This is a genomic window from Sphingomonas sp. 179-A 2A2 NHS, assembly GCF_045371305.1.
Lineage (GTDB): Bacteria > Pseudomonadota > Alphaproteobacteria > Sphingomonadales > Sphingomonadaceae > Sphingomonas.
Map to the genome: position 1 here is coordinate 240,847 of NZ_JBIQDE010000006.1, position 14,370 is coordinate 255,216.

Below are 14,370 nucleotides of genomic sequence, written 5' to 3' on the forward strand. Positions count from 1 at the left end.
CCATCAACGGAACCCCTTTCGAATGTTGAGGCCAACCGTACGCGGCCGGTTGGAAACATAGAAGTCCGGCACGCCCGTCGCGGAACTGACGCGGTTCAGCCCGCGCTTGTCGAACACGTTGTTGATGAAGATCGCGACGCCCAGGTCCGAATCCGTGTCGATGCCGACACGCGCGTTGAAGATGCTGAAATTGCCGATCTCGCGGTAGAAGGCGTTCACCGGGCGAAGCTCGGTGTTCATCTTGCCGGTATAGGTCCAGTCGAAGCGGAACAGCGCGTCGATCTCGTCCGTCACCGGCGGCGTCCACTCCGCCCCCGCCGACGCCGTCATGCGCGGGATATAGGCCAGCTTGTCGCCGTCCAGGCCCGGCGCGACGATGAAGCCGGTCGCGTCCACCTGGTCACCGCGCAGCCGCGCATTGTTGTAATTGTACGATGCGTTCAGGCGCACGTTCTGCGGCAGACGAAGCGATCCTTCGACCTCCACGCCCTCCACCGTCACGCCGGCAAGGTTGTAGATGAAGCTGAAGTTGCCGCCGCCGTTCTGCAGCGTCGAGACGGACGTCTGCACGTTCTTCCAGTCGGTGCGATACAGCGCGACGTTGAACGTGCCGCGGCGATCCCAGAAGCTGGTCTTCGCACCGATCTCGTAATTCCACAGCGAGTCCGGACCATACACCAGATAGGCTTCCGGCAGGTTCGGGATGTTGTTCGCGCCGCCAGGGCGAAAGCCTTCCGCCGCGGTGCCGTACAGCAGCAGATTGTCCGTCACCTGGAAGTCGACGTTGAACTTGCCGACCCAGCCGGTCGCGTCCGCGCTCGTCTCCTGATACGGGCGCGGCTCCTGCCCGTTGAAGAAGTTGTAGCCGAGATACTCGCCGCCCACCGTCTTGGTGTAGTCATAGTGGCGCAGGCCGACCGTAATCGTCAGCGGATCGAGGACGCGGAAGCCCGCCTCGCCGAAGAAGGCGGTCTGCTTCACCTTGCCCGTGATGTAGCGCCCGCCCAGGTTCTCCACCGGGCTGCGCGGATTGCCCGTCGCCGGCACGCCCGGGAACACGACCGTGTCGACGCGGTCCTCGCGATCTTCCAGGAACATGCCGATCGTCCAGCTGATCGGCCCCTTGCCGGTCGAGCTAAGCCGCGCCTCGTTGGTCCAGTTGGATACGAACCGCGGCTGGAACGCGCCGATCGGCTGCTTGGAATTGGCGTATTCGCGATACGTCGCCTGCTGCGCCGGGGTGCAGGTGGTAGTCGGCGTGCCGAGCGCGATCCGGGTATAGAGCGGGCACCAGGTGCCGCGCGCGATGACATTGGCGTAGGAGCGGACGTTGTCGTTCGTGCTCTCCACGTCCCAGCGGTACTTGGACGTGATCGCCACCAGCGTCGCGAAGCCGAAGTCGACCTCCGCGGTGCCGGTATACAGCTGCAGCTTGTCCTTCCACGGCTGGTTCACCTGGATGTCCGAGAAATACGGCCCCAGCACCGATGAATATTGCGACGTGCCGGCGATGTTCTGCGTCTGGTACAGCGCCATGCCCGAAAGCTTCACGTCCTCCACCGGCTTCCACGACAGCAGGAAGCGGCCACCCTCGAGATCCGCGGTGTTGACGTTCTCGCGGTTCAGCACCGTCATGTCGACGAAGCCGCCCTGCCGCTCCTTGTAGAGCACCAGGCGCGCGGCCAGCTTGTCCTCGATCAGCGGCGCGTTGACGGCGCCTTTCGCGAAATAGCTGTAGGTGCCGTAACGCGTGTTGGCGATCTGCCCCTCGGCCTGCCCTTCGTAGCGGGTCGCGTCCGGCTGGTTGAACAGCACGCGGATCGTGCCGCCCATCGATCCCGAGCCATAAAGCGTCCCCTGCGGCCCGCGCAGCACTTCGACGCGCTGCACGTCGAACAGGTTGAGGTTGGGCGTGGCGCCCGCGGGATCGGAGCTGACGCCGGACGGGCCGGTCAGCGGCGTATCGCCATAATAGAGGCCCACGGTGCTTTCGCCCGCCCCCTGGATGCCGCGGATGGAGACGCGCGTGCGGCCCGAATCGCTCTCCGTCAGCTGAAGGCCCGGCACCTGGCGGATCACGTCGGCGATCGTCGTCGCGCCAAGGTTGGCCAGCGCCCCCTCGCCCAGCGCGGTGATGGCGAGCGGCGTCGACTGGACAGTCGATTCGCGGCGCAGCGCGGTGACCACGATCTCGCCGGTATCCTCGCTGGGGCCGACCGGCGCCGGCCGCACGTCGGTGCCGGGTGCCTGCGAGGCTGCCGTAGCGCCGGCCTCTGCCGGATCGGGTGCAGTCTGCGCCAGGGCTGGCGACATCGCCGCCAGCGAGACGGACAGCATAAGCATGGAACGAGCGATGGTACGCGTCATTATTCGGACCCCCCTGGTCCGACCGTGCAGGTGCCATCGGCTGGTTTTATCTGGCTCGTAGCCCCGCTGGTCGGTTGTGAACCGCCTCTCCCTGGGGTGTCATGCTATCGACACTTGAAGGCGGTACGAGTCCCTTCGTTACGCAAAACCCCTAGCGACTGTTCGTATAAGTATAACTTCAAGCTATATGCGCAACATTGTTGCTTGCGACCTCGACGGTGCGGCGGGCGAGCACATCGGTGGAATCGATCAGCGGCACCGTCACGTCGCCCGGCCCGAGCACCAGCGGCACTTCGGTACAGCCGGCGATGATCACGTCCGCGCCGCGCGCGATCAGCTGTTCCGCCGTGGTCAGCAGCGCGCGTCGGCCGAAGGCGAGGTCACCCGCCTTGATCTTCCACACGCCCTCCATGAAGGCGGCGCGCTCGGCGTTGGTCGGCACCACCGGTTCAAGCCCGCGCGGCTCAAGCGCGCGCTCGTACAGCCGCGCCTGCACCGCGCCGTTCACCGCCAGCACGCCGATCCGCCGCGCCTCGGGATAGGCGCGCGCCACCGCCGCCACCGTTTCCTCGATCAGGTGAAGGAACGGCAGCGGCGTCTCGTTGATCACGGCATCGGCGAAGGCATGGGCGGCGTTGCACGGCATCACCAGCAGCTGCGCGCCCGCACGCTCCAGCCCGAGCGCCATCGCCGCCAGCCCCGGGGCGGGTGACGGCCCGGTGCCGGCAACGGCAGCATTGCGATCCGGCAGTGACGGATTGCTGTCGACGATCAGGCGAACGATGTCCTGCTCGCGCGCCGCTACGCCTTGCGAATGGCGCAGCACCTTGGCCATGAAGTCGATCGTCGCCGCCGGCCCCATGCCGCCGAGCACGCCGACGGTCAGCGGGGCGATCAGCGGCGCGCCCATCAGAGCGGCACGGCCCCGGTCAGGACCGGCTGATACGCGTAGAGCGCGGGCGATCCACCGGTGTGGACGAACAGCACGCGCTCGTCGGCGCCGATCTCGCCCGAACGGACGAGGCCGATCAGCCCCGCCGCCGCCTTGCCGGTATAGACCGGGTCGAGCAGCACGCCTTCGTGCGCGGCGAACAGCCGCACCGCTTCCACCATCTCCGCGGTCGGGAGCGAGTAACCCGGGCCAATCCATTCGTCGCGGCACTCGATCGCCTCGCGCGGCACCGCCACCGACGATCCCGCCAGTTCGGCCGCCGCAACGGCCAGCTTGTGGACATTGCCTTCCTGCTCCGCGCGCGGCCGGCGCACGTTGATTCCGGTCACCGGAATGCCGGCGCTATTGCCGATCAGCCCGGCGACGATGCCCGAGTGCGTGCCGGCACTGCCGCTCGCCACCACGATGCGGTCGAACGCGATTCCCATCCCGAACGATTGCGCCAGGATCTCCTCGGCGCAGGCGACATAGCCGAGCGCGCCCAGCGCGTTCGATCCGCCGCCCGGAATGATATAGCCCTTGCGGCCGGCCGCGGAGAGTTCCGCCGCCACCTTCTCCATCTCGGCCTGCAGGTCGGCGCCGGCGTCGACCACCGTCACCGCCTCGACTCCCAGGAGGTCGAACAGGAAATTGTTGCCCGAGGCCGCGGGGTCGTAGCTCCCCGCCACGCGCTGCTCCAGGACGAGGCGGCACTTCAGCCCCTCGCGCACCGCCGCCGCCAGTGTCAGGCGGCAATGGTTGCTCTGCACCGCGCCGACCGTGATCAGCGTGTCCGCGCCCTGCGCCAGTGCATCGGCGACCAGGAACTCCAGCTTGCGCGTCTTGTTGCCGCCCGCGGTCAGCCCCAGCTGATCGTCGCGCTTGATGTACAGCTCGGCCCCGCCCAGCGCGCGCGTCAGGTGCGGCATGGGCTCGATGGCGGTCGCGCCGGCCGTGTAGCGGCGGCGCGCGAAACGCGCGAGATTCATCGTCGGTTACTCCTGAAGGTGGAACGGCGCGGGCGGTCAGTCGACCCGCGCGTTGTTCCGGTAATCAAGCGCTGGCGGCCGATCGCCGACCATCGCTTCGTAAGTGAAATTGGCTCCACGGCGCCCTTCGAACTCAGTCTTGGCAGCCGCCAGAACATCGGGGCTCGACAGCATCTCGGCAACCGTCAGTGCCAACGTTCGCGCGGCCAGCACCGATCCCTTGGCGCCGATGCTCATGCCGGCGGCGGCGACATTCTGCCAGCTGTGGCCCGGCATCCCCGGCACGAAGGTCGCGGTTCCCAGCCCCACCGTCGGCACCACCCAGGACACGTCGGACATGTCGGTCGAGGCGCCGGCCGCATCGGGATCGGTGCGCACGGCGTAAGGCTGCACCTGCGCGACAGAATCGATCGTGCCGCGTGCATTGGGCACGCTTTCGCGCATCTTGGCGGCGAAGGCCTTTTCCTCCGCGGTCCACTCGATCCCGCCGAGCGTGCGCAGGTTGCGGTCCATCACCTTGCCCAGCGTGTCGTTGGGCAGCATCGAATAGACGCCGCCGATCTGCTCGAACTCGAATTTCGTCTCGGTCGCGATCGCCGCGCCTTCCGCCGCCTTCTTCACCCGCGCCATCACCGAACGGGCGATCTGCGGATCGTGCGAACGCACGTAATAGAAGACCTCGGCATAATCGGGCACCACATTGGGCGCGCCGCCGCCGCTGGTGATCACATAATGAATCCGCGTGCGATCGGGCACATGCTCGCGCAGGTAATTGGTGGCGACGTTCATGATCTCCACCGCGTCCAGCGCCGAGCGGCCGGCGTCCGGGTTTGCGGCGGCATGGGCGGATGTCCCGCGGAAACGGAACTTGCCGTTGGTGTTCGCCATGGTGATCGATTGCGCGGCCGAGTTGGCGCCCGCAGGATGCCAGTGCACCGCCGCGTCCACGTCCTTGAACAGGCCGTCGCGCACCATATAGACCTTGCCCGACCCGCCTTCCTCGGCCGGCGTGCCATAGACGCGAAGCTCGCCCGGCACCTTGGCAGCGGTCATCCACTTCTTCACCGCGATCGCAGCGCCGACGGATGCGGCACCCAGCAAATTGTGGCCGCAGCCATGGCCATGCGCCTGGCCGGCGATCGGCGACTTGGTCGGCGACACATTCTGCGCCAGCCCCGGCAACGCGTCATATTCCGCGGTCACGGCAACGACTGGCCCCGCGCCATTGCGGAAGCTCGCGATGAAGGCGGTCGGCTCCCCGGCAACGCCCATCGTCACCTCGAAGCCTGCATCCTTCAGCGTCTTGGCGAGCAGCGCCGCGCTCTTCTGTTCCTGATATCCGGTCTCGGCGAAGCCCCAGATCGCGCGGCCGTTCGCCTCGACCGATTTGGCATCGACACCGGCCAGCACGCGGGCCCGCGCTGCCTCGTCAAGCGGCCCTGCCTGCGCTGCGACGCTGTTCAGTGCCACCGCGGCGACTGCGGCCATGCCGATCCGATTGATCATGCCAACTCCCCGATTTCGCTGCCAAGTGTGCGACGATGCGGCGGTGGGCACAATGGAAAGGCTATTCAGTGTTGGTTGGCACCCATAGCGTTTGTGCAATCGCTCGCCCGCTGCGCCTCGATCCGCGCCGCGCTCAGCATATCGCGCTTCAGGTCGATGAAGCTGCGCGCCAGCCGCGACGGTGGATGGGTGGCGAGGTACTGCACCGCCAGCTCGAACTCCGCGAGCGGCTCGATCGGCCGGAAGTGCAGCCCGTCGCCGACGAATGCCTGCGCCGTGAATTCGTCCACGATCGCGACGCCCGCGCCGTTCCGCGCCAGCGCCGCGGCAATGTACACCGACCGCACCTGGATTCCCGGCGCGTCGCCCGTGGCCGCGGATATCACGGGGCGCACCATGTCCCCGATCGCGACGCTGGGCGCGAGGCCGATCACCTCATGCTGGCGCAGCAGGTCGAGCGGGATCGCCGCCGCTTCCTCCGGGAACATCCCGTCGACGAACAAGGCCCCGACGCGGCCGGAACCGAGCGGAACGGAGGTGATCTCCAGCGTCGTCGGCCCCGAATGCCCGATCACGAAGTCGCATTCGCGCGACATCAGCGCCTCGCGGAACTGGTCATGGTGCACCGCGGATACCTCGAACGTCACCAGCGGCAGCTTGCGGCGGAAGCGCGCGATCGCGGCCGGCGTCGCGGCCAGCGCCAGCGATGGCAGCACGCCGACGCGGATATGCCCTTCGGAGGTCGATCGCATGTTGCGCGCGGCGCGCTGGAAGGTGTCGATCCGGCTGTGCAGGTCATCGACTTCACGGAACAGGATATGCGCTTCCTCGGTCGGCGTCAGGCGCCCGCGCACCAGCGTGAACAAGGGAAAGCCGAGGCGGCTTTCGGCGTGCTTGACGATCTTGCTCACCGACGGCTGTGACACGTTCAGCAGCCGCGATGCGCCGCTGATCGACCCGACGGTATAGACCGCGTGGAATACCTCGATGTGACGGAGATTCATGGCAACCCCCCGGTTCCGGTGTCCCGTCCTCTCCGCGACTGTTCTATTATTATGACGAAACGATAACACGTCTCACCCGCCTGCCAACCCGCCTTTTCGGACGCCCCTGCCGAAGCTCAGCTATCGCCGGTCGGCGGGGCGCCATGCACAAAGCTTATACCCCTCCCGCATAAATGCTGTTGCGGCGCGGCATAACGTCGTGGTTTGTTACGATTTTCGTGCCAACCGGGGTCGCGCATCCGAACATGCTGGAAAAGGCGATGGCCGCTCGCTGGCTACCTCTGTCGATCGGAAAGGGCGCGGCTCAATCCGTCGCCATCGCTGCCATCTTGCTGGCCGGATGCAACCAGAAGGCGCCATCCAAGCCCAAATCGGCACCATTGGTGCGCGTCGCAGAGCCGGTTTCACGCCACTTTTTGGATGAAATCGAGGCCGTCGGCACCGCCCGCGCCAACGAACAGGTAACGCTCTCCTCCCCGGTGACGGAGCGGATCGAGCGGATCAGCTTCACCGACGGCGGCTTCGTGCGCCGCGGCCAGGTGATCGCCGTCCTCGCCCAGGCACAGGAGCGCGCGGCGCTTGCCGGCGCCCTCGCCGCCGAGCGCCAGGCAGCAGCGCAACTCGATCGCATGAGCGCGCTGAACGCCCGCGGCTTCGTCACCCCGGCGACGCTCGACCAGCAAAGCGCCCTCGCCCAGCGTGCGCGCGCCGACGCCGAAACCGCCCGCGCCCAGATCACCGATCGCATCGTTCGCGCGCCCTTTTCCGGCTTCGCCTCGCAGCGGCTGATGTCGCAAGGCGCGATCATCTCGGCCGGCACGCCGATCGCCACGATCAGCGACATCTCGCGCATCAAGCTCGATTTCACCGTGCCGGAAACCGCGCTCGCCAGCCTGCGCACCGGCGTGCCCGTCACTGCCCGCGCCGCCGCTTACCCGGACATCCCCTTCACCGGGCGCGTGAGCTCGATCGATCCGGTGATCGAGCCCACCACCCGCGCCGCCAGCGTCCGCGCGATCCTGCCCAATCCCGGCAACCGGCTGAAACCCGGCATGCTGCTCACCGTCCGTGTGGTGACGGGGGAGCGCGATTCCCCCGCCGTCCCGGAACTCGCCGTGCTGGGCGAAGGCACCGAACGCTACGTCTATGTCGTCGGCAAGGATGCGGTGGCGCACCGTGCAAAGGTGCAGACCGGCGCGCGCGACGGCGGCTTCATCGAGATCCGAGGCGTTGCTCCCGGCGCGCGCGTCGTCACCGAAGGTGTCGTGAAGATCGATGACGGCGTGAAGGTGAAGCTCGCCAGCGACGGCGACGAACCCGATCGCCTCAGTGCAACGCGGCCCTCGCGGGATCATTTCCGCGAATGATGCTTTCCGATGTTTCGGTCCGCCGCCCGGTCGTCGCGGCGGTCGGGGCGATCCTGATCGTCATCGTCGGCATCGTCGCCTTCCTCAACCTCTCGGTCCGCGAGTTTCCCGAGACCGACCCGCCGGTCGTCTCGGTCTCCACCACTTATGTCGGGGCGGCAGCCGCGGTGGTCGAAAGCCGCGTCACGCAGCCGCTGGAGGAGCGGCTCGCCGGCGTCGAGGGGATCGAAACCATCTCCTCCCGCTCCACCGATGGGCGCTCGGACATCACGATCGAGTTCCGCCCGACGCGCGATGTCGATGCCGCCGCCAATGACGTGCGCGATCGCGTCTCCGGCGCGCTGGCGGACTTGCCCGACGAGGCACTCCCGCCCGAGGTCCGCAAGGTCGACGCCGATGCGCAGCCGATCATGTACATCGTCGTGCAGGCGCCCTCGTGGAACAAGATCGAGCTGTCCGACTATGTCGAGCGCTTCCTGGTCGATCGCTTCTCCACCATCGACGGCGTCGCCCAAATCCAGTTCGTCGGGCAGGCCCGCCCGTCGATGCGCGTGTGGCTCGATCTCGGTCGGCTCGCCGCCTTCCGCCTCACCCCGCGCGACGTCGAGGATGCGCTCCGCCGCCAGAATGTCGAGCTGCCCGCCGGCCGCATCGAATCCTCGGCGCAGAACGTGTCGCTGCGTGTCGACCGCGCCTTCGCCAGTCCCGAGACGTTCCGCAGCCTGGTGATCGGCCGCGGCGGCGACGGCTACCTCGTCCGCCTCGGTGACGTCGCGAAGATCGAACGTGGCGCTGAAAATCCCTACACCGCCTTCCGCTTCCGTCAGCAGACCGCGCTCGGCCTCGGCGTCGTGCGCCAGTCGGGCGCCAACACGCTGGAGGTGGCCAACAACGTCAAGGCGCTGGTCGCCGCGATCCAGCCCGAGCTTCCCGCCGGCGTCTCGCTGACGCTCGGCTCGGACAATTCGCTCTTCATCGATCGCGCGATCCGCGAGGTATGGCGCACCCTTGGCGAGGCGGTGATCCTCGTCGTCATCGTCATCTTCCTGTTTCTCGGCAGCGCGCGCGCCACGATCATCCCCGCGATCACCGTGCCGATCTGCCTGCTCGGCACCTTCGCGGTGCTCTGGGCCTTCGGCTATTCGATCAACCTCCTCACCCTGCTCGCCCTGGTCCTCGCGATCGGCCTCGTCGTCGATGACGCGATCGTCGTCCTGGAGAACATCCACCACCGCATCCTGGCCGGCGAAACGCCGCTCGTCGCCGCCTTCCGCGGTACGCGCGAGGTGGGCTTCGCGGTCGTCGCCACCACCGCGGTCGTCTGCGCGGTGTTCGTGCCGGTGATGTTCATCGCCGGGCAGACGGGCCTGCTGTTTCGGGAACTCGCCGTCGCGATGATCGCCTCGATCGCGCTGTCCGGCGTGCTCGCGCTCACCCTCGTTCCCATGCTGTCGTCGAAGCTGCTCAAGCCCGGGCAGGACGGACGCCTCACCCACGCGATCGAGCGCGTCTTCGGCCGGCTCGAGCGCGGCTACGGCGGTGCGCTGGATCGCGCGCTCGCCCACCCGCTGCCGGTGCTTGGGCTCGTCGCGCTGTTCCTTGCCGGCTGCGCCTTCCTGTTCCTGCAGCTCGACGGCGAACTCGTGCCGCCGGAGGACACCGGCGTCGTCGAGGTGCGCGTCAACGCCCCCGAAGGCACCAGCTTCGCCGAACTCGATCGCTATGCCGGCCAGGTCGAGCAGAAGGTCGCCGCGCTGATGACGGAGGATGGCCCGATCCGTGGCTTCAACACGCGCCTCCCGCTCGCTTACGGCATGGCGGAGGATTTCAACGCGTCGAGCATGAGCGTCTTCCTGAAACCGTGGGAAGATCGCGAGGAGGAATCGCAATCGGTCGCCCGCCGCGTCACGGCGGAGCTGCAGAAGATCCCCGGCATCCGCGGCAATGCGAACGTGCGCTCCTCGCTCGGCCGTGGGCGCGGCCAGCCCGTCGCCTTCGTCATCGCCGGCGCCACCTATGCCGATCTCGCCAGGGCACGCGACCGGATACTCGCCGCGGCGCGCGACAATCCCGGCCTCGTCAACCTCGACGCCGATTACGTCGAATCGAAACCGCAGCTGCTGATCGACGTGGATGCGAACCGCGCCGGCGATCTCGGCGTGTCGGTCGATGATGTCAGTCAGGCGCTGCAGACCGTGATGGGGTCGCGCCGCGTCTCCACCTATGTCGATCGCGGCGAGGAATATCGCGTCATGGTGCAGGCCGGTGCGGCGGATCGCGATCGCGAAGGCCGCCTCGCCAGCGTCTATGTCCGCTCCCGCTCAGGTGAGCTCGTGCCCCTGTCGAACCTCGTCCATGTGCGCGAGGCCGCCTCAGCCCGCGAGCTCGGCCGCTTCAACAAGATGCGCGCGATCACGCTGCAAGGCGGCCTCGCGCCGGGCTACTCGCTCGGCAAGGCGCTCGCCTTCCTCGAAGCCGAAGCCGCCAAATCACCCGAAGTGCAGGCGATCGGCTATCGTGGCGAAAGCCAGTCGCTGAAGCAGACCGGCAATGCCATCTGGCTGGTGTTCGGCATCACCGTGCTGATCATCTACCTGCTGCTCGCCGCGCAGTTCGAAAGCTTCATCCACCCGGCCGTGATCATCGCCACCGTGCCGCTGGCCGCGGGCGGCGGTGTGATAGGGCTCGCGCTGGCCGGAATGACGCTCAACCTCTTCAGCCAGATCGGCATCGTGATGCTCGTCGGCCTCGCGGCAAAGAACGGCATCCTCATCGTCGAATATGCCAATCAGCTGCGCGACACCGGTCAGGCGCTTCGCCCCGCGATCCGCGAAGCCTCGATCCGGCGCCTCCGCCCGATCCTGATGACCTCGATCGCGACCGTCTTCGGCGCGGTGCCGCTCGCGCTCAGCCATGGCGCCGGTGCCGGCGCGCGTAGCGCAATCGGCGTGGTGATCGTCGCCGGCGTGTCGATCGCCACCGCCATCACGCTGTTCCTGATCCCGGTGCTCTACCGCCTGCTCGCCCGCCGCGCCGCCTCGCCGCACATCACCGGCCGCCGCCTCGCAGCCGAGATGGAAGCACTGCCGGCCGAGTAGGACCTAAGCGTCGAAGGTGGGCGTGCGCCCGGTGCGCCGCGTGATCTCGGCCAACCAGTCCGGCCGGCCGGAAATCCGCTCGCGCACCGCTGGCGCCAGGCGGAATCCGTTCGGCGCGCTCGGCGGTGTCCGCTCGATCATGCGCAGCGCAGCGCGTGCGGCGGCACCCACCGGATCGGCGCGCAGTATCTCGGGGAGGGACGCGCGCGGCCGCGGCCGCACGATCTGGAGGAAGCCAAAGCCGTTCACCGCCGTCCGCTCGAACGGCTGCGCAAGCGCCGCATCGATCGCCGCCGCCACCGCCTGCCGCGGCTCGCGGCCATTCAGGGTCGGAAAGTCGATCCCGATCGATCCGCCGATATCCAGCCGCTCGATCGCCTCGGCCACCGCCGTCGCCGCGCGCACCGCCAGCGCCTCCAGCGGCGGATTTCCATCCACGTCGAACAAGGTCATCGCCGGTGTCGGCGACAGCCGCAGCATGCCGCCGGGAAAGCCGATGTCGCCGCCGGTCGCTTCCTCCAGCACCTCGGACCAGCCCGCGGCTTCCAGCGCATCCGCCTCATGCGCGCGCAGCTCGCGCACCGGCGCGCCGGTCAACTGCTCGCGCAAGGTCAGCGCCCGCCGCGGCGGGGCATCGGTCACCCTCCCGCGCGGCGGCTTTGCTCGTCCTTCTTCCGGTATCGCACTGCGCGTGATCTCCACGCGGATCGCCGCACCCAGCGTCACCCCAGGTGCCGGGCGCTCCAGCGTCACCTCGCTGCCATCGTCGAGCCGCGCCAGCAGCCGCTCGATCAGACGGCCGGTCGCGATAAGCCCCGGCTGCGGGCCCGCGTCGTGAACGGCAATTCGCGCGCGGATGATCCGGCCATCATCATCGACAAACCCGGCCCGGTCCTCGCCGAGGCCGTGCTCGTACAGCCATTCAGGCAAGGACGCCCGCCGTCACCAGCAGCGCCCGGGTCTCGAACAGCGGCAGGCCGACCACGCCCGAGTACGATCCGTCGATGCGCCGCACGAACGCTTCGGCACGGCCCTGGATGGCATAGCTGCCCGCCTTGCCCATGCCCTCGCCGCTGGCGATATATTCCGCGATCTCGGCGCCGGTCAGCGGCTTGAACGCCACCATCGTGTCAGACAGCCGCGCGCGCATCTTGCCGGCGGCGTCGATCACCACCACCGCGGACAGGCACCGATGCCGGCGCCCGGAAAGCAAGCCAAGCATGCGCGCAAGGTCCGCCTCATCCTCGGGCTTCCTCAGAATGCGCGGGCCCGCAGCAATGGTGGTATCGGCGGCAAGCACCACTTCGCGGTCGCCGCGTGGCACGGCCTGCGCCTTGGCGGTCGCGACCCGCATCACATAGTCGCGCGGCCGCTCACCCTTCAGCGCCGTCTCGTCGACGTCAGGCGCGACGACGCGCGCCGGCGTAACGCCGATCTGCGCCAGTAACGACAGGCGTCGCGGCGATGCGGATGCAAGGATCAGAGGGGCGGGCATCAGCCCTACCCGGATTATTGCGGGCCGGGGCCGCCGCGGCCGGGCATGAAGCGGTACGTGATCCGCCCCTTAGTTAGGTCGTACGGCGTCAGCTCGACAAGCACTTCGTCGCCGACCAGCACGCGGATGCGGTTCTTGCGCATCTTGCCAGCGGTATGGCCGAGAATCTCGTGATCATTCTCCAGCCTTACGCGGAACATCGCATTGGGCAGGAGCTCGACCACCTGGCCGCGCATCTCGAGGAGTTCTTCTTTCGCCAAACAACCACACTTTCTACGGATGAACGCGCGCGCCCTTAGCCGATGCTGGCCGGCAAGGGAAGCACGCGCATGAATAGGATCGTAGCCGAAATGTGGGATCGTCGCCCCGCCGTTCAAGGGATGCTAGACCAGCATCCCCTGCAACAACCGCGGCAATTGTCCGCTTTCGCCGCGTGCTTCGGCCATGAACCGGTCCTTCAGCGGCGGGATCGCATTCACCGCGGAGATGCCGAACCGCCGCACCGCGCTCGCCGCCCGGCCCGGAATGCCGAACAGCCGCGTCAACGTGTCGGTCGCACCGGCCACCAGCAGCGTATCGAGGCTGCGCCACGCCTGGTAGCGCGCCAGAAGCTGCGCGTCGCCCGCCTCCAGCCCCAGCCGGCGCCCCTCCACCAGCACCTCGACCAGTGCCGCAACATCGCGGAATCCAAGGTTCAGGCCCTGGCCGGCGATCGGGTGGATGCCGTGCGCCGCGTCGCCTACCAGCGCCAGCCTCTCTGCGGTGATCGTGGCGGCATGGTGGAAGCCAAGCGGGTAGCTCGACCGCCGGCTCGGCTCGCTGAGCTTGCCCAGGAAGCCCCCCATCCGCTTCTCCGCCTCGGCCAGGAATGCGCGGTCGCCCAGCTTCAGCATGCCGGCAGCATGATCGCCCTTCACCGTCCACACGATTGCCGAGCGATGCCCGATCGCATCGTCAACCAGCGGCAGCAGCGCGAAGGGGCCAGCGGGATAGAAGATCTCGTAGGCGGTATCCTCGTGCGAGCGCTCATGGTGGAACGCGCCGATGATCGCGGCATGATCATAGCGCCAGTTCGCCGTCACGATCCCGGCCGCCTCGCGCGTCGGCGAGTTGCGCCCCTCGGCCGCCACCAGCAGCGATGCGCTAACGGTCGTGCCGTCGCTCAGCACCGCGCGCACGCCACTAGCGGAACGTTCCACCTCGGTCGCCCGGGTCACGGGGCGGAAGTCCACCTTGCTCTCCGCCAGCTCCTGCGAAAGCGCGATACGGATCGCGCGATTCTCGTACATCGTGCCGAGGGCACCGTCGTTCTCGTCCGGGATGAAGTCCAGCGCGCCGGGTTCCAGCCCGTCGCTCACGCGGATCTGGCGGATGTGGCATCCCTGCCCAATCAACCGGTCGGCCAGCCCGATCGCCTCCAGCATCCGGTGGCTGGCGCTTGCCACCGCAGACGCGCGGCCGTCGAAGCCGGCCGCTAGCGTTACCGCAGGATCGGCCGGGTCGACGACGATCGTGGAAAGGCCATGCTTGTCGAGCGCCAGCGCAAGCGTCGCGCCAACCAGCCCGCCGCCAAGGATAAGGACGTCCGCGTGGTTCATGCCCCGTCCTTAGCG

At 68.0% G+C, this 14,370-nt stretch carries 11 protein-coding genes; 2 read left to right on the top strand and 9 right to left on the bottom strand.

Going from position 1 to position 14,370, the window contains the following annotated elements:
* Positions 1–3: 3 nt before the first annotated feature.
* The 5 genes from ACH0AE_RS14885 to ACH0AE_RS14905 form a co-directional block, all read right to left on the bottom strand.
* Positions 4–2,343: a TonB-dependent receptor gene (locus tag ACH0AE_RS14885; protein WP_294445088.1), complete on the bottom strand. Its 2,340-nt coding sequence runs from the start codon at positions 2,341–2,343 to the stop codon at positions 4–6.
* 202 nt (positions 2,344–2,545) lie between these two features.
* Complete coding sequence (locus ACH0AE_RS14890; RefSeq protein ID WP_294445087.1) at positions 2,546–3,277, bottom strand: aspartate/glutamate racemase family protein; 732 nt, start codon at positions 3,275–3,277, stop codon at positions 2,546–2,548.
* The gene (locus ACH0AE_RS14895; RefSeq protein WP_294445086.1) at positions 3,277–4,287 is read right to left on the bottom strand and encodes a D-cysteine desulfhydrase; all 1,011 of its coding nucleotides are present in this window, start codon (positions 4,285–4,287) and stop codon (positions 3,277–3,279) included. The genes ACH0AE_RS14890 and ACH0AE_RS14895 overlap by 1 nt, the downstream gene beginning before the upstream one ends.
* 36 nt (positions 4,288–4,323) lie before the next feature.
* Positions 4,324–5,790: an amidohydrolase gene (locus tag ACH0AE_RS14900; RefSeq protein ID WP_406875887.1), complete on the bottom strand. Its 1,467-nt coding sequence runs from the start codon at positions 5,788–5,790 to the stop codon at positions 4,324–4,326.
* A gap of 68 nt (positions 5,791–5,858) precedes the next feature.
* The gene (locus ACH0AE_RS14905; RefSeq protein ID WP_294444828.1) at positions 5,859–6,797 is read right to left on the bottom strand and encodes a LysR family transcriptional regulator; all 939 of its coding nucleotides are present in this window, start codon (positions 6,795–6,797) and stop codon (positions 5,859–5,861) included.
* A 260-nt stretch (positions 6,798–7,057) separates the two neighbouring features.
* Here ACH0AE_RS14905 and ACH0AE_RS14910 point away from each other — a divergent pair, with 260 nt between their 5' ends.
* Positions 7,058–8,164, top strand: coding sequence for an efflux RND transporter periplasmic adaptor subunit (locus ACH0AE_RS14910; RefSeq protein WP_406875888.1), 1,107 nt, complete (start codon positions 7,058–7,060; stop codon positions 8,162–8,164).
* A complete protein-coding gene (locus ACH0AE_RS14915; RefSeq protein WP_294444830.1) occupies positions 8,161–11,262 on the top strand; it encodes an efflux RND transporter permease subunit in 3,102 nt (1,033 codons plus the stop codon). The genes ACH0AE_RS14910 and ACH0AE_RS14915 overlap by 4 nt, the downstream gene beginning before the upstream one ends.
* A 3-nt stretch (positions 11,263–11,265) precedes the next feature.
* On the opposite strand, the gene ACH0AE_RS14920 is transcribed toward ACH0AE_RS14915, so the two are convergent.
* The 4 genes from ACH0AE_RS14920 to ACH0AE_RS14935 all read right to left on the bottom strand — a co-directional run bounded on the left by ACH0AE_RS14920 (position 11,266) and on the right by ACH0AE_RS14935 (position 14,355).
* Positions 11,266–12,192 carry a ribonuclease gene (locus ACH0AE_RS14920; protein ID WP_294444831.1) on the bottom strand — a complete coding sequence of 309 codons (927 nt, stop codon included), beginning with the start codon at positions 12,190–12,192 and terminating at the stop codon, positions 11,266–11,268.
* Complete coding sequence (locus ACH0AE_RS14925) at positions 12,185–12,757, bottom strand: Maf family protein (RefSeq protein ID WP_406875842.1); 573 nt, start codon at positions 12,755–12,757, stop codon at positions 12,185–12,187. Before ACH0AE_RS14925 ends, ACH0AE_RS14920 begins: the two co-directional genes overlap by 8 nt.
* 14 nt (positions 12,758–12,771) lie before the next feature.
* Positions 12,772–13,017, bottom strand: a complete 246-nt coding sequence (gene infA, locus ACH0AE_RS14930; protein WP_026325702.1) for a translation initiation factor IF-1 — start codon at positions 13,015–13,017, stop codon at positions 12,772–12,774.
* A 123-nt stretch (positions 13,018–13,140) separates the two neighbouring features.
* Entirely contained in the window at positions 13,141–14,355 is a 1,215-nt protein-coding gene (locus ACH0AE_RS14935; RefSeq protein ID WP_294444833.1) for a UbiH/UbiF/VisC/COQ6 family ubiquinone biosynthesis hydroxylase, read from the bottom strand.
* Positions 14,356–14,370 lie beyond the last annotated feature (15 nt).